Source organism: Marinospirillum alkaliphilum DSM 21637, assembly GCF_900119735.1.
Classification (GTDB): Bacteria; Pseudomonadota; Gammaproteobacteria; order Pseudomonadales; family Halomonadaceae; genus Marinospirillum; species Marinospirillum alkaliphilum.
The window spans coordinates 309104-324621 of the sequence record NZ_FPJW01000003.1; the positions used below are offsets into that span (position 1 = coordinate 309104).

A 15518-nucleotide genomic window follows, 5' to 3' on the forward strand; every position below is an offset into this window, starting at 1 on the left:
AATGCATAAATAATGTTTATTCTTTGGGAGGGACTTTTTACAGAAAAAAGCAAAGATTTGCAAATATTGCGGCAATAATAGTCTTTGATCGCTTAAAAAAGACCAGAATGCAAAAATATTTGCAATCTGGTCTTCCGGGGCAAATGAATTATTATGAAGCAGTGCTTGAGTGCTGGTAATGATGCACATCCCGCTGTGGATAGGGAATGGTAATGCCTGCTTCATCAAAGGCCAGTTTGATGCGTTCCATCAGATCCCAGCGCAGTCCCCAGAAATCTTCGGTTTTCACCCACACTCGCAGGCTTAAATCCACCGAGCTGTCACCAAAGTCCATGATGGCGACCAGCGGTGCCGGGTCTTGCAGTGCCCGTTCATCTTCACTGACCAGTTTCAGCAGCAGTGCCTTCACCTGACGTACATCATCGTCATAACTGACACCGACCAGAATATCCAGGCGGCGCTGAGGTTCGGACGAATAGTTCACCAGATTGGCGCCGGTCAGGGCTGAGTTGGGAATCATCACCCGTCTGTTATCCGGGGTTTTCAGGTAGGTGTGCAGCAGGGTCAGTTTTTCAACGCTACCCGCGGTGCCGGCTCCCTCAATGTAATCACCCTTATTAAAAGGATGCAGTGCCACCAGCAGAATGCCGGAAGCCAGATTCTGAATCGAGTCTTTCAATGCCAGACCCACCGCCAGACCCAGGGCACCCAGGGCTGCCAGCAGCGAAGTAGTATTTACTCCCAGTTGTCCCAACACAGCGATAAACAGGATTGCCAGCAGCATGGCGTGGAGGATCTGGCCCATGAACTGGGCAGCAGTCATGTCAAGCTTACGAGACATGCCGCGTACGGCAAGAACCTTGACATACCTTACTACCATCCAACCAATGACCAACAGCAGCAAGGCAGGCCAGAGGTTGTCAAAAATGCCCCATAGGCGTTCGGTCAGGGCATTGCTTTCATGCAACAGGTAGTCCATCAGTTTTCTCCTCAATCATGCCTAAACTGGACTACCCTAACATAAGAAGTCGCATTGGTTAAAAACCTGGCTAACAGGTATATTACGCACCAGTGACAATCACCTGCAGCTCCAGAGGACATTCATGAGCAATCTCATTGCCCAAATTCTGACCGGCATTCTGCGTGGTATGGGGCTGAAAACCCTCGACCGGCAGTTCCTGTTTTCTTATGCGCTGATTTTTTTATTGGCAGCAACAGCCTCGGTTTCGCTCTACATGAGCCTGTCCGTATCACCGGAAACCATTAATGTGGCTGGTGCCCAGCGCATGCTGAGTCAGAAGATGACCAAAGAAGCACTGCTGATCACTCAGGGAGCCAGCGATCGTGGCACGCTGGATGCCACCATGCGCCAGTTTGAGCAGGCCCATCGGGATCTGTTGCAGGGGAATCGTGAACGCAACATTACCGCTTTTGATGATCCGGCTATCCGTCAGCAGATGCAGCGGGTTGATCAACTGTGGCAACAGATGAAAACGCGTCTGGACGCCACCCTGACAAATCCCGGCCAGGACACCATACGCCAACTACAGGATCAATCTGTAACCCTGCTGCGGGAAATGAATGAAGCAGTGGTCCTGATGACCCGTAAGGCGGAGTCCACGCAGAAGCTGCAGGTGTGGCTGGCGTTTGCCAGCGTCACAGCGATTCTGATATTGGTGGTGTTAGGTCGGGTATTTGGCATGCGACAGCTGATGGACAATATTCAGGTGTTGCTGAGTGGCATGCACCGTGTGGGTGAGGGCAACTTCACCGGACGCATGAAGGTGGTGCACAAGGAAGATGAAATTGGCCAGATGTTCACAGCCTACAACCGCATGCAGGATGAAATCGTCAAACTGCTGGAACAGACCAAAATGACCGGTCAGACCACCAACCAGCATGTGCGGGAAGTGGTTCAAGCTGCGCGCGCCACAGATGAAGGTGTGCGTCAGCAGCATGAAGATCTGGACCAGGTGGCCACCGCCATGAATGAAATGACCGCCACCGTTGCCGAAGTTGCCAGCCATGCTGCCAGCGCAGCCGAAGCGGCCGACTCAGCCGATGACCGGGCTCGTAGTGGCCAGCAATTGGTGAACCGCACCTCTGAGCAGCTTAATCGCCTGTCAGACAACCTTAAACAGGGTGCTGATCGCCTGCATCAACTGCGCGAAGAAACCAATTCTGCCGGTAAGGTACTGGAAGTGATCACCGCTATTGCCGAACAGACCAACCTGCTGGCACTCAACGCAGCCATTGAAGCTGCCCGTGCTGGTGAAGCTGGTCGAGGTTTTGCGGTAGTGGCTGATGAAGTACGTAGCCTGGCCAGCCGTACCCGTGATTCGATCGGTGAAATTGAAAACATCATTGCTCACCTGCAGTCTGAAGCCAGCAAAGCGGCAGAAGCCATGATTCACTATTCAGATGAAGCTTCAGAAAACGTTGGTCAGGTGCAACAGGCCACCGAAGCGCTGGATGCCATTGTGGCTGCCGTGGATATGATTCGCGGTATGAACACCCAGATTGCTGCCGCTGCAGAAGAACAACACCAGGTGGCCCAGGATATTGACCAGCGCATTGTGCATATTGCCGGTATTGCTGATACCAACCGTCGTGAGGCAGAGCGGGTGGTTACTGCCAGTGAGCTGATTGGTAGTGAAGTCAGCCAGCTCAACAGCCAGTTGAGCCACTTTGAAACCTGATGCTTCAACCGTGCATCAGGACAAAAAAAATCCCGGCATGTGCCGGGATTTTTCTTTTGCGAGGTCTGAAAATCAGCCTGGCTTTTTAACCCAGGACTGACACCAGCCTTTGGCTTCAACAGAGTTCTGCGGGAACAGGGCGCAACCATTGTTGGCCGGACGCCAGAACATGCAGTTGTCGCAGTACTGGCCTGCCTGAAACTTCGGATGGTTAGAAGCATCAGCAGCTACTTTTACATAGTTCAGCGCTTTGGCTTGAGGGGCATCTTCGCTCAGCGGCGGCAGAGCCTGTGCAAAAGCCTGAGAAGTCAGGGCACCCATACCAAAGGGCAGTGCAGCCAGACCAAAAAGGCCTTTTTTCAGAAACGCGCGACGGCTGTTTTGTGACATGGTTACATCCTCATCATCATTTGGTTTTTTTGATACCGGAATGATTGAACCTCAAACCATCCGGAAAGGCATTAACCTGAGTCAAGGTCATGCTTTGTGACTCCGATTATGCCCCAGATGTTCCCGCTCTACTCCCTGTAACGGGTACGGAAACCTGCGGCGCAAGGTCGCAAGGCCCACTATACCCCCTGCATTGATCGCTTGTGAATAGTCACAAAGATGCAGTCAAAAGCTTGCTTCCTGCGGCAAACAGCCGGTACATTCGTCAGGCAAGGATCATGCAGAGGACAAGCCATGAAAGATCAGGACGAACGCCGCCACTGGTTGCTGGAGCTGCTGGCGTGGTGGGAAGGCAGCGTTCACCCCTCGCGCCTCGCTGAGCACTGGCAGATGTCACGCCAGCATGCCAGCAAACAACTCAAACGCTACAACCAGCTTCATCCTGAAGCCTTGCAATACCTGCCGACGGAAAAGACCTATCACCCTACTGATGCTTTTAAACCGGTATTCATCAGTGGTGATGTGGTGGAATACCTCAACTGGGCAACACAACACATCCTGCCCTGGAGCACTGACGATGCTGCTCCAGAGTTACCCTACGAAACCCTGAGCCATCCACCACGCCAGGTCACTCCACAACTCATGCGCCCGTTGATCCGAGCGATTCGGGAGCAGCGCAGGCTGGATGTGGACTACGTCTCACTCAGCAATCCCGATCATGAAGGTCGCATCCTTGTTCCCCACCACTTCGTCAACAACGGCCAACGCTGGCACCTGCGTGCCTGGTGCGAAAAAAGCCAGGACTACCGGGATTTTGTGCTCAGCCGTTTCCGTGGTGAACCGGAACTGCTGAATCCATCTGAACAGGGCGCAGCACAAGACCATGCCTGGAACACCCTAGTGCCCGTCATCCTGCAACCCGATCCACGCCTGACCCCGGCTCAGCGGGAAGTCATCGAACAGGACTACTCCATGCAAAACGGCCAGCTTCAGATCACCACCCGCGCCTGCCACGTCAACTACCTGCTGAAAGGACTGCAGATCCACCCGCGCATGCTGGAAGGCGAACCCGAAGCCCAGCAACTGATCATCGTCAACAAAAGCGACATACAACCCTGGTTGTTTGATGCCTGAACCACCGTTAACTGCCAATAAACAACAGGGAACAGCAGTGACTGTCAGAAAAAATGACAGTGGATATATACAGGATTGCCGGTGCAAAACAAAAAAGGCAGGGTAGAGCTTCAGGTATCAATAGGACAAGGAAAATGAACAAACAGATCATTAAAAGAAGGCGCTTCCTGCAAGGTTTGTTCGGTCTTGGCGCTGGTCTGCTGGCCGGAAAAGTTGCAGGACACCAGCAGCAAGTCTCTCTGCAGCTGCAGGATACACGTATTGCCGGATCAGCTCATTACCACTTTTATGAAGTTGTACAACAGATGCATGCGGGCGACCTGCTGCAGCTCAGGCGTGAACCGGACAATCAGCACGATGCCCGAGCCGCTGAGGTTTTCTGGAAAGGTATCAAGCTGGGTTATCTGCCTCGTAAAGATAACGCAGCCGTGGCATCTCTGATGGATCGTGGCATTGCAGTGAATGCAGAGCTGCTGGCGTTGTTGGATTACGGTAAAACCTGGGAGCCCATGATGATTCGGATCTGGGTGGCTTGATCAGTGGTTCAACGGTCCTGATGCAAGGCAGGCGGAATAAAAACAAGATGAGGGGTAAAAGGAATGAGTTATTACCGCTACTGGGGTAAGGCGAACCAGGGGGAATACCACCTGTTGGCTTACCACAGTCTGGATGTGGCTGCCGTGGCCTGGCACCTCCTGGATAAGAATAAAACGCTGCTGCTGGATCTGACCGGGCTATTGCAAGTTGTTCCTGAGCAATTAAAACGCTGCATTGTTTTTGCTGTTGTGCTGCATGATCTGGGTAAGTTTACTGCTGCTTTTCAGCAACTCAATGTCTTTCCTGATGCGCCGCTCTGTCGTTTGCCCTGCCGACGTCCCTATGATGCAAAAAACTTGCGCCACGATGGCATGGGGTGGTTGCTTTGGACTGATTTAATCAAGGATGACAGGTTAAAGGCTGAGGATGTTGATCTGCCAGGGAGTGCCTTTGCGACCAATTCAACCAAGAAGTCCTTTGACCTTCTGTTGCAAACATCTTTTGGGCATCACGGCAAGCCGATAAACCCTGCTCCATTGGAATCCATCAGGAACTATTGCCACGAACAGAATTTTCAGGATGCTGCTGATTTTATCCGATCAGCTTTCCAGCTTTTACAGCCGGTCTGGCCAGAGCGGATGCTTTGCCCGGAGCAGCATGCTTCAGAGTGGCAGCAGGCCAGTTGGTACCTGGCAGGCATCATCACATTGAGTGACTGGATTGGTTCCAATCGAGACTGGTTTCCCTACTGTCAGCAGGAAATGCCCTTGGTGGAGTACTGGCAGCAGGCAAAGGATAAGGCGATCCAGGCGATTGCCGCCAGTGAACTGCACCAGGCTATACAGGTACAACCTTTTCTTTCAGTCAAAGATCATTTCGGGTTTGATGATCCAACCCCCTTGCAGCAGTGGGCTGAGATGGTGGTGCTGGATCATGGGCCGCAGTTGTTCATTCTTGAGGATGTTACCGGTGCAGGGAAAACAGAAGCGGCCCTGACACTGACACACCGCTTGCTGGCTGCAGGTGAGGCTGATGGGTTTTATTTCGGTTTGCCGACCATGGCAACCTCAAACGCCATGTTTGATCGGGTGGCAGATCATTATCAGAAAATGCTGACTGCCGGGAGTGCAGATGAAATGCCAAGCCTTGTGTTGGCGCATGGTGCGCGGGATATGCACAAGCGTTTTCGAGAGGCATTGAGCCAGCCAATGCAGGAAGATGTTTCCTATGTTCAGGGTGATGAGACAGCCAGTATCCATTGCAGCCAATGGCTGGCGGATTCGCGTAAAAAAGCGCTGCTGGCTTCGGTTGGTGTAGGCACTATTGATCAGGCGTTGATGGCTGTATTGCCTATGAAGCATCAGAGCCTGAGGTTGCTGGGGCTGCATCGTAAGGTATTGATTTTTGACGAGGTGCATGCCGCAGACAGCTATATGTTTGAACTGCTGGATGACCTGCTGCAGGCGCATTTGCGTCAGGGCGGCAGCGCTATTCTTTTGACCGCGACGCTGGCAACCCGGCAGCGTGCTCGCTTGTGCCGCATCTGGCAGGAAGCGGCAGGTTTGCCGCTTGAGCCCCTTCAGGAACAGCATTTTCCTTTAGCCACCCATCTGGGGCTTGCTTCTGGTTTGCATGAGGAGCGTTTGTCATCACGAGCATCAGTCAGTCGCAGTGTTGCTGTGGATTTTGTGTCTTCTGAAGATGAGGTGCTTGCCCGGATTCTGGCTGCACATCAGGTTGGCGACTGTGTGGTCTGGGTACGCAATTCGGTAAAGGATGCCTTGCAGGCTTATGAGCAGTTGGTTAGTCGTTTGCAAAATCAGGATGATCTGCTGTTGTTTCACAGCCGTTTTACCTTGATGGATCGAAAAAACGTGGAAAACCGGGTGTTGGCAAGTTTTGGCAAGCATTCTTCTTTGCAGGAACGAAGAGGAAAAATTCTGATTGCTACGCAGGTTTTTCAGGAAAGTCTGGATGCTGATGCTGACCTGATGATTTCTGATCTCTGTCCGATTGATGATTTAATCCAGCGGGCAGGCCGCCTGCATCGGCACTTGCGGGATGATCAACGCAGGATGAAAACGCAGGGTCGGGATGCACGTTCTGAACCTGTGTTGTTGGTTCATGCGCCTGAGTGGCAGGATCAACCGGGTGAAGACTGGTTGAGCAAACCCATGCGTGATACGGAGCTGGTTTATCGCTCTCCGGGCCGTTTATGGCTCAGCATGAAAATTCTGCGGAAATTGAAGGCGTTACGCATGCCGGAAGAAGCTCGAAAGTTGATTGAGGCTGTTTATGGTGATGATGCGGATGCCGGAATACCAGAAGCACTGCGCGTTAAAGAGGATGCGGCCTGGGGCGAAAAGCGCAGTCAGGTCGCCAGGGCGATCACTCGAAAGATAGCCTGGAATAAGGGATATACACTTCGCAGCTCTCGCGCCTGGACGGATGACATGGAAATCAGTACTCGATACAGCGAGCAGGAAACAGTACAGGTCCTGGTACTTAAAAAAGATTCCGAAGATCAGTTGCTGCTGTGGGCGGAAGGGCAGCCTCATGCAGTTCAGCAAAGCCTGGTGAAACTGCCTAAAAACACCTATGCCGCCAAGCTGGCAGCTCTGAGTGCAACTGATCAGTTGGCTTATGAACAGATGCAGGTGCGGTGGCCAATGCTGCGTTACCTGCAGCCTTGGCTACCAGAGCGGGATGAAAGGTTCAGCTATTCCCCACTGGCTGGCGTGGTCGAAAGGGAGGCCCCGCTGACGCGGGGAAGGGGGTGAAATGATCGAACAATCTATCGACCATAACGGGTTATCTCCGAAAGTTCGGAGAAGAATGAATTGTATTCTGATACCAGAGAAACGCAATAGATAAGTTATGATCAATTGATTGATATTTGACGTGCTTGTTTTTCGGTGGTAGCTTGTTTCCATGTTTTGAGCATGGGGTAAGCGGTATGGTGCGGCGAGGCAAGAAAAGACAGTCAAAACAATGCTGCAATTTATGTGTCAGGTGGATGGACCGTATTTTGATTGGGCATGTTTTATTGATGTGTGGCCAGGGTGGTGGCTTGCGCCCAGCGGAGTGGCCTCCAAGCTCGGAGCTTTTGTTGGTATCTGTGAACCTGATGCCGCTTGGATGGCAGTTGATTGTGTAATGACTCAAGGAGATGCTCATGAATCTTTTGAAAGATCCCTGGTTAACCTGGCGTTTATCGGATGGGCGGGAGGAGCGGCGTCCAATGACTGCATTGGTTGATCCTGATGTGGTGGATTTTGCTTTGCCTCGCAGTGATTTTCATGGTGCAGCCTGGCAGTTTGCCATAGGTTTACTGCAAACCTTAATGGCACCGGCTGATGAGGATGAATGGTTTGATCAGCATGAATCACCACCTGATCAGGAAGACTTTGCTGCAATTCTGGAACGGGCAGCTCACGCTTTTAATCTGGATGGTGATGGCCCCTTGTTTATGCAAGATTTTGATGCCCTGGCCGAAGTTGATCCGACTCCAATTTCGGGATTACTGATTGAAGCGCCGGGTGGCAATACCATCAAAAACAATACCGATCTGTTCATCAAGCGAGGTGTTGGCAGTGCCTTGTCACCGGAGATGGCAGCTTTGGCGCTGTTTACCCTGCAAATCAATGCGCCTTCTGGCGGCCAGGGGCATAGAACCAGCTTACGTGGTGGCGGGCCCTTGACCACCCTTGTGTTGCCGCATGAAGAAAACACCTGTCTCTGGCGCAAGCTTTGGTTGAATGTCATCAATCGTGAGTGCTGGGAGTATGACGAACCGGATTTGCACAGTGTGCGGGTTTTTCCCTGGCTGGGGTTAACCAGAGTCAGTAAAAACAAGGGCACGGAAGTTTATCTGCATGATGTGCATCCATTAACTCATTTCTGGGCCATGCCAAGGCGCATCCGCCTGGACTTTGAAGATCGACAGGGTATGTGCCAGTTAAGTGGGCTGGAGGCAGAGCGGCTGGTGACCCATTACCGTACCAGCAATTATGGCAATAACTACAGCGGAAGCTGGTATCACCCTTTGACACATTACCGTTCCAACCCCAAAAAACCGGATGAGGACTTTTTATCCACCAAAGGGCAGCCAGGTGGTGTGCAGTATCGTCAATGGCACAGCTTGTGTTTTCTCAATGACCAGGAGGGCAATCATCCTGCTTTGGTGATCAGGCATTATCTGGAGGACCTTCAGGTCATGCAGCAAAACTGGGGTAAGACGCCAAGGCTCTGGGCGTTTGGGTATGACATGGACAACATGAAGGCTCGCGCCTGGTATTCCAGCGAATTTCCTTTGTACCGGGTTGATCCTGAAAAAAGGGACGACCAGATCAGCATTCTTCGTGATTTACAGAAACTGTCAGAAGAGGCTCTCTGGCATACCCGAACTCAGATTAAAAATGCCTGGCATGACAAGCCCAGTGATGTCAAAGGAGACTTCAGCTTCATTGATCTGCAGTTCTGGCAGGTAACTGAGCCGGCTTTTTTCAGAGCTGTGGAAGCAGTCTTGAATGATGCAGATACCTGGCTGTCAACAGAGGCGGCCAGCGTATGGTTAAAGGTTTTGACAGAGGAGTCCTTGCAACTGTTTGACAAGCAAGTATTGGGCAATCTGCATCCTGATCGGGATATGAAGCGGAAAATCAAGGCTCGGCGCATGCTGGCAGGCTGGTTATTCGGTGGTAAAGAGATCAAAAAATTCAAGACAACTTACATGAATGGCAAGGAGGATGCAGCGTGACAGCAGAATACCAACAAGCCGCTTCCAGGTCCTGGGCTGGACAGGATGTTCTACTGCAGTGGTGGGAAGCCATGAACCTGTCGGCTGAGGCACTGGGTCGGCCACCGGCCCCTACAGCCTGGCGAGCAGAGTTAAAGCGTGCACAGAGCCCAGAGGCAGTATTACTGACGGAGGGTTTTCGTAACCTTTGGTTGAAGGTGCGGGACCAGGCATTTCCTGACTTTCTTGGTGAACATCAAAAAATGCTGGCATGGGCGGCAGTGGCAGGTGTGTTGAGTCATGTTCGGCAGAATGGTCGAGGGCGTTTTGCCGCCGTTTTTGGACAGAAAGATGCGAAAACTCAGAAGCCTTTGGTGAGCGAGTTGCGCTTTCATCAGTTGCAGGCATCCCGCACCCCCGAGGAGTTTTATCGACGCATGCATCGTCTGGTGCGTTTGTGTGGCGGTGAGATGCCGGTCCAGGATCTGGCCAAAGGCATTCTGGACTGGTTCGTAGAGCAGATGGGCCATAAGTCCGGAGAGATTTCTTATGGCACCGCAGTTCGATGGGCGCTGGATTATTACTCTGCGGCAGAAACTCCGGCTGCAAAAAACTGAATCAACTCATATCTGGAAATGACATAAGGAGATACACCATGACTCAATTCATTCAATTACATCTGCTGACCTCTTATCCGCCGGCCAACCTGAATCGGGACGATCTGGGTCGCCCTAAAACGGCGCGCATGGGAGGGGTGGAACGGCTGAGGGTCAGTTCTCAGAGCCTCAAACGCCATTGGCGTACCTCGAATCTGTTTGCTGAAGCACTGAGCGAGCACCTGGGAACACGGACCAAACGGCTGGGGCGAGAAATTTACGATCGTCTTACAAGTCAGGGCATCAAGGATAAAACGGCTTTTGAGTGGGCAACGGCCATTGCTGGTCAGTTTGGCAAGCTGAAAGCCGGCAAGAAAACGCAGGATGAGAACCTGGAAATTGAGCAACTGGCGCACATCACTCCAGAAGAGTTGCAGGGTGTCTGGGCGCTGGTTGATCAATTGATAGCTGAAAACCGAGCACCGACAGATGAAGAGAAAAAACTGCTGCGCCATGAGTCATCCGCAGTGGATGTTTCCCTGTTTGGTCGGATGCTGGCATCCTCCCCTGATTTTAATGTCGAAGCAGCCTGTCAGGTAGCACATGCCATCAGTGTGCATGGTGTGGCTGTTGAGGACGACTATTTCACGGCAGTGGATGACCTGAATGCAGGTGACGAGGACCGTGGTGCTTCTCATATTGGAGAAGCGGCTTTTGCGTCAGCCCTCTTTTATCTTTACATCTGCATTGACAAGGATCTGCTGGTCAAGAACCTGCAAGGCAAGGTCGAACTGGCCAATAAGGCTATTGTTGCTTTGGTGGAAGCCGCTGCCAAAGTGGCACCCAAAGGCAAGCAAAACAGCTTTGCTTCTCGGGCTTATGCTTCTTACATTCTGGTGGAAAAAGGAGCCCAGCAACCGCGCTCCTTGTCGGTTGCGTTTCTTAAGCCTGTTCGAGGTGAGAATCAGCAGGAAGATGCCATTCAGGCACTGGAGCAACAATACAAGAACTTTGATAACGTCTATGGGGCTTGTGCCGATGAGCGTTATGCCATCAATAGCGTCAGAGCTGAAGGCAGTTTTGCCGAACTGACCGATTTTATCACCCGCTGAGCGAGGTCGTTATGGAATACCTGGTATTTCAGCTCTACGGTCCGCTTGCCAGTTGGGGTGAAACGGCCATTGGCGAAACAAGACCCAGCGGCTTTTACCCGTCGCGCTCTGCCTTGATTGGGTTAGTGGCCGCAGCACTGGGTGTGGAGCGAAGTGATGCAGCAGCTCAGGAACATTTGAGAAGTTCTCTGGGGTTTGCCGTAAAAACCTGCATTCATGGTGATCTACTGCGTGATTACCATACTGCTCAGATGCCTTCGCGCAGCAAGGCCAGTCACTATCAGACAAGGCGGGATGAATTGGGGCTTGCCAAGCAAGACCTGAATACCGTGTTGTCCAGTCGTGACTATCGGATGGATGGCTTCTGGGTGGTAGCGCTCTGGTTGAAGCAGCCCGGTGATCTGACGCTGGAGGCTCTGGCAGAAAAGCTCAGGAAACCAGTATTCATGCCATACCTCGGCCGTAAAGCCTGTCCGGTTGCTTTACCATTTTCACCGATTCAGGTTGCAGGCAGCCTGCGTCAGGCGCTGGATAGTGAGTTTCCACCATTATTGAAAAGCCATCAGCAGGATCATTATTACCTGAAAAACACGCAGACCGTGACTTACATCTGGGAAGGTGAAGCAGATGCACTGGGAAATGCTGAACAGGTTCAGTCACGCCATGTCTGGGATGAACCGATCAGTAGGCAGCCCTGGCAGTTCGGACAGCGCCTGGAGCATCAGTTGGTGATAAGGGAGGATACCCATGTACCTGTCGAAAATTAATCTGAAAGCTGAACCGGAAGCCAGGGAGAAACTGGTGTCACTGGTACATGGTGGTATTTATGCCAGTCACCAGTTGCTGTGGCAGCTTTTTACAACGGAACCGCAGCGCCACTTTTTATTCCGTCAGGAGCAGGACGATGGTTATAAGGTTGGCAAGGGCGAGCCGTTTTTTTATGTACTATCGAAGCAGGCACCATCTGATGACGAGGGTTTTTTTGACATCCAGACCAAACCCTTTCATCCGGTTTTGAAGCCGGGTGATCGCTTGGGGTTTACCCTGCGTGTCAACCCAACGATCTGCCGCCAAGGAAAACGTCATGACGTTCTCATGGATGCACGCATCTCCTGGCTGGCACAGCAAACTGCAGCATTAGGCAGTACACCGGTAACCAGTCAGCGGGCATTGAAAGAGAGCTTGTTGGATAAAGCGACAGACATGCACCTGGAAAGCTGGCGATCACTGATTCTGGCATCCGATCATAGGGATGCGCTGGAAACATGTGAGGGCCGTAAGGCAACGCTTGACCTGGTATTGAAGGTGGTTGCTGATCAGGCGGTCAAAGCCTGGTGGATCAGTCGTTTGCCGAGGCTGGGTCTTGCTGTTGGTGCTGAGGATGTTTTCCAGTGCACAGGCTATCTGCAGCATGGTCTAACCAGAAAATCAGAAGCTGCCCGCTTCAGTAGTGTTGACCTGACTGGCCAGGTGACGGTAGAGGACCCACAAATGTTCATCAAGGAATGGTCTGCGGGCATTGGTCGAGCCAAAGCCTTTGGATGTGGGCTTATGCTGATTCGCCGGATATAAAAATGGCGTTCATTCCCCTGAAACCTATCCCGATCAAGGATCGGGTTTCGATGATCTTCTTGCAGTATGGGCAAATTGACGTTGTTGATGGTGCCTTTGTACTGATCGATAAAACCGGAATCCGAACTCACATCCCTGTGGGTTCGGTTGCCTGCATCATGCTGGAACCGGGCACAAGGGTTTCTCATGCTGCGATCAAACTGGCTTCGACTGTCGGAACGTTATTGGTCTGGGTGGGGGAGGCAGGTGTCCGGCTCTATGCTGCTGGACAGCCTGGCGGAGCACGCTCTGACCGGCTGCTGTATCAGGCAAAACTGGCTCTTGATGAGGATCTACGCCTGAAGGTTGTTCGCAAAATGTTTGAACTGCGGTTTGGAGAAGCGGCACCCAGCCGTCGTTCCGTGGATCAATTGAGAGGCATTGAAGGCAGCCGGGTCAGGTCCACCTACAAGATGTTGGCAAAGGAATATGGCGTCAAATGGTATGGGCGCCGTTATGACCCAAAAGACTGGGAAGCCGGTGATGTCGTGAATCAGTGTATCAGTGCTGCCACGGCCTGTTTGTACGGCATTACTGAAGCAGCTGTTCTGGCAGCCGGTTATGCACCAGCTATAGGATTTATTCATACGGGTAAACCCCTATCTTTTGTGTATGACGTTGCGGATATTGTCAAGTTTGAGGCGGTGGTGCCAAAAGCATTTGAAATCGCTGCCAGGGTTCCGACTTATCCTGATCGGGAGGTTCGTCTGGCCTGTCGGGATATTTTCCGAACAACCCATTTGCTGGCCCGCCTGATTCCACTGATTGAAGAAGTGTTGGCTGCCGGTGAGATTGAGCCGCCCCCGCCGCCGAGTGATGCACAACCCATTGCCATCCCTGAGCCTGAATCACTGGGTGATGCTGGTCATCGGAGCAGTTGATTATGAGCATGTTGGTCGTCGTCACCGAAAATGTTCCACCGCGTTTACGAGGCCGACTGGCTATTTGGTTGTTGGAAGTGCGCGCCGGTGTCTATGTTGGAGATACATCACGGCGGATCAGGGAAATGGTCTGGGAGCAGGTTACAGAGCTGGCAGAGCAGGGCAATGTAGTCATGGCCTGGGCAACCAATACTGAATCCGGTTTCGAGTTCCAGACTTATGGTGCTAATCGCAGGATGCCGGTGGATCTGGATGGATTGAGATTGGTGTCTTTTTACCCTCAAGAAAATCAATAGGTTAAAGATCTTTAACAATGTAGAATTGTTGGTGCTTTTTGACTGATCCTAAAAACTCTTTAGAATCAGTCATGTTTGTTTAGACGATTCCCCGCAGGTGCGGGGATAAACCGCCGCCAAAAAGACCCCCGCCTTGCCGCTATTTCGATTCCCCGCAGGTGCGGGGATAAACCGGGGGGTTTGACGTAGATACCTGCTGTTTCGCTGCCGATTCCCCGCAGGTGCGGGGATAAACCGCCGCTCAGCGACTGCATGTCAGCTTGGCGACAACGATTCCCCGCAGGTGCGGGGATAAACCGGAGTAATCTATGGACATCAAACAACGAATAAGCGATTCCCCGCAGGTGCGGGGATAAACCGACCAGACATCTCAGCAACTTTGATGCCGCGCTCGATTCCCCGCAGGTGCGGGGATAAACCGGTCATGGAGATAGTGACGCGGCTCAACTGGGCCGATTCCCCGCAGGTGCGGGGATAAACCGGCGGCAGCGGTCTACAGCTGTGAAGTGCCGGACGATTCCCCGCAGGTGCGGGGATAAACCGCTCCAGCTGCATGTAGGCCTGCCCGAGTACATCGATTCCCCGCAGGTGCGGGGATAAACCGCAGCGCCGAAAGCCGGAGATCAGCACCGGCCACGATTCCCCGCAGGTGCGGGGATAAACCGCTTCCGGCTTGAAATTGCCGACCAGATTGTCACGATTCCCCGCAGGTGCGGGGATAAACCGTTTGCAAGCCCCAAGCCTCCAGCCCAGCGGCACGATTCCCCGCAGGTGCGGGGATAAACCGCAAAAAGTTCACATCATTCATGCGCTCCAGCCCGATTCCCCGCAGGTGCGGGGATAAACCGATCGCTATAGAATGCGAATTTGGTCTATACAACGATTCCCCGCAGGTGCGGGGATAAACCGCCATGAGGATTTTGAGCTTAGAGGTGTCAACCCGATTCCCCGCAGGTGCGGGGATAAACCGCGGGTCCTCTACGATCCGTTGCCAGAATGGATCGATTCCCCGCAGGTGCGGGGATAAACCGTACCTGAGCCTAGCAACCGATAACCGCCAATTCGATTCCCCGCAGGTGCGGGGATAAACCGGGTCAGGTGCTCTTTTTTCAAATTTTATGACTCGATTCCCCGCAGGTGCGGGGATAAACCGCAAAATAGCAAAACCAGTCAGAGTTTTAATTGCGATTCCCCGCAGGTGCGGGGATAAACCGTTATTTCCCGCTGGTATGACCGAGGCTAAATTCGATTCCCCGCAGGTGCGGGGATAAACCGTCCAGTGGCACGAAATAAAATCGCCCAACATCCGATTCCCCGCAGGTGCGGGGATAAACCGGCCACCGGCTGCACCTACTACAGCGGCACCGACGATTCCCCGCAGGTGCGGGGATAAACCGGACGCAACAGAGCGAGCGGAAGCTGTAAAAGCCGATTCCCCGCAGGTGCGGGGATAAACCGCGTGGAGCATCATCGAGGCGGACGCATAACATCGATTCCCCGCAGGTGCGGGGATAAACCGTCAGC

General features: G+C 52.6%; 13 protein-coding genes and 1 CRISPR repeat array. Of the genes, 11 read left to right on the forward strand and 2 right to left on the reverse strand.

The annotated features are described in order from the left end of the window. Window positions 1-151: 151 nt before the first annotated feature. On the reverse strand, window positions 152-979 hold the full coding sequence (locus tag BT114_RS06780) for a mechanosensitive ion channel family protein (protein WP_072325583.1): 828 nt from the start codon (window positions 977-979) through the stop codon (window positions 152-154). Between the two features lie 124 nt (window positions 980-1103). On the opposite strand from BT114_RS06780, the gene BT114_RS06785 reads away from it, so the two are divergent. Continuing rightward, window positions 1104-2699 carry a methyl-accepting chemotaxis protein gene (locus tag BT114_RS06785; RefSeq protein WP_072325584.1) on the forward strand — a complete coding sequence of 532 codons (1596 nt, stop codon included), beginning with the start codon at window positions 1104-1106 and terminating at the stop codon, window positions 2697-2699. A 72-nt stretch (window positions 2700-2771) separates the two neighbouring features. Here BT114_RS06785 and BT114_RS06790 read toward each other — a convergent pair whose 3' ends face one another. Continuing rightward, window positions 2772-3089: a high-potential iron-sulfur protein gene (locus BT114_RS06790; RefSeq protein WP_072325585.1), complete on the reverse strand. Its 318-nt coding sequence runs from the start codon at window positions 3087-3089 to the stop codon at window positions 2772-2774. A 294-nt stretch (window positions 3090-3383) separates the two neighbouring features. Between BT114_RS06790 and BT114_RS06795 the strand changes: the two genes are divergently transcribed. From BT114_RS06795 to cas2e, 10 genes are all read left to right on the forward strand, one after another. After that, window positions 3384-4223 carry a helix-turn-helix transcriptional regulator gene (locus BT114_RS06795; RefSeq protein WP_072325586.1) on the forward strand — a complete coding sequence of 280 codons (840 nt, stop codon included), beginning with the start codon at window positions 3384-3386 and terminating at the stop codon, window positions 4221-4223. 134 nt (window positions 4224-4357) lie between these two features. Further along, window positions 4358-4759 carry an HIRAN domain-containing protein gene (locus BT114_RS06800; RefSeq protein ID WP_177247055.1) on the forward strand — a complete coding sequence of 134 codons (402 nt, stop codon included), beginning with the start codon at window positions 4358-4360 and terminating at the stop codon, window positions 4757-4759. A 63-nt stretch (window positions 4760-4822) separates the two neighbouring features. Further along, window positions 4823-7540: a CRISPR-associated helicase/endonuclease Cas3 gene (locus BT114_RS06805; RefSeq protein ID WP_072325587.1), complete on the forward strand. Its 2718-nt coding sequence runs from the start codon at window positions 4823-4825 to the stop codon at window positions 7538-7540. Window positions 7541-7935: 395 nt separating this feature from the next. After that, the gene (gene casA, locus BT114_RS06810; RefSeq protein ID WP_072325588.1) at window positions 7936-9519 is read left to right on the forward strand and encodes a type I-E CRISPR-associated protein Cse1/CasA; all 1584 of its coding nucleotides are present in this window, start codon (window positions 7936-7938) and stop codon (window positions 9517-9519) included. Next, a complete protein-coding gene (gene casB / locus BT114_RS06815; protein ID WP_084661977.1) occupies window positions 9516-10115 on the forward strand; it encodes a type I-E CRISPR-associated protein Cse2/CasB in 600 nt (199 codons plus the stop codon). The genes casA and casB overlap by 4 nt, the downstream gene beginning before the upstream one ends. A gap of 38 nt (window positions 10116-10153) precedes the next feature. Continuing rightward, window positions 10154-11206, forward strand: coding sequence for a type I-E CRISPR-associated protein Cas7/Cse4/CasC (cas7e, locus tag BT114_RS06820; RefSeq protein WP_072325589.1), 1053 nt, complete (start codon window positions 10154-10156; stop codon window positions 11204-11206). Between the two features lie 11 nt (window positions 11207-11217). After that, window positions 11218-11973 (forward strand): type I-E CRISPR-associated protein Cas5/CasD, encoded by a 756-nt coding sequence (gene cas5e / locus BT114_RS06825; RefSeq protein ID WP_072325590.1) that lies wholly within the window; start codon window positions 11218-11220, stop codon window positions 11971-11973. Beyond that, on the forward strand, window positions 11954-12778 hold the full coding sequence (gene cas6e / locus BT114_RS06830) for a type I-E CRISPR-associated protein Cas6/Cse3/CasE (protein WP_072325591.1): 825 nt from the start codon (window positions 11954-11956) through the stop codon (window positions 12776-12778). The genes cas5e and cas6e overlap by 20 nt, the downstream gene beginning before the upstream one ends. A 2-nt stretch (window positions 12779-12780) precedes the next feature. Further along, a complete protein-coding gene (gene cas1e / locus BT114_RS06835; protein WP_072325592.1) occupies window positions 12781-13698 on the forward strand; it encodes a type I-E CRISPR-associated endonuclease Cas1e in 918 nt (305 codons plus the stop codon). A gap of 2 nt (window positions 13699-13700) precedes the next feature. Next, complete coding sequence (gene cas2e / locus BT114_RS06840; protein ID WP_072325593.1) at window positions 13701-13994, forward strand: type I-E CRISPR-associated endoribonuclease Cas2e; 294 nt, start codon at window positions 13701-13703, stop codon at window positions 13992-13994. Between the two features lie 84 nt (window positions 13995-14078). After that, window positions 14079-15513: direct repeats of the CRISPR family, unit length 29 nt; unit sequence CGATTCCCCGCAGGTGCGGGGATAAACCG. The last annotated feature ends 5 nt before the right edge of the window (window positions 15514-15518 follow it).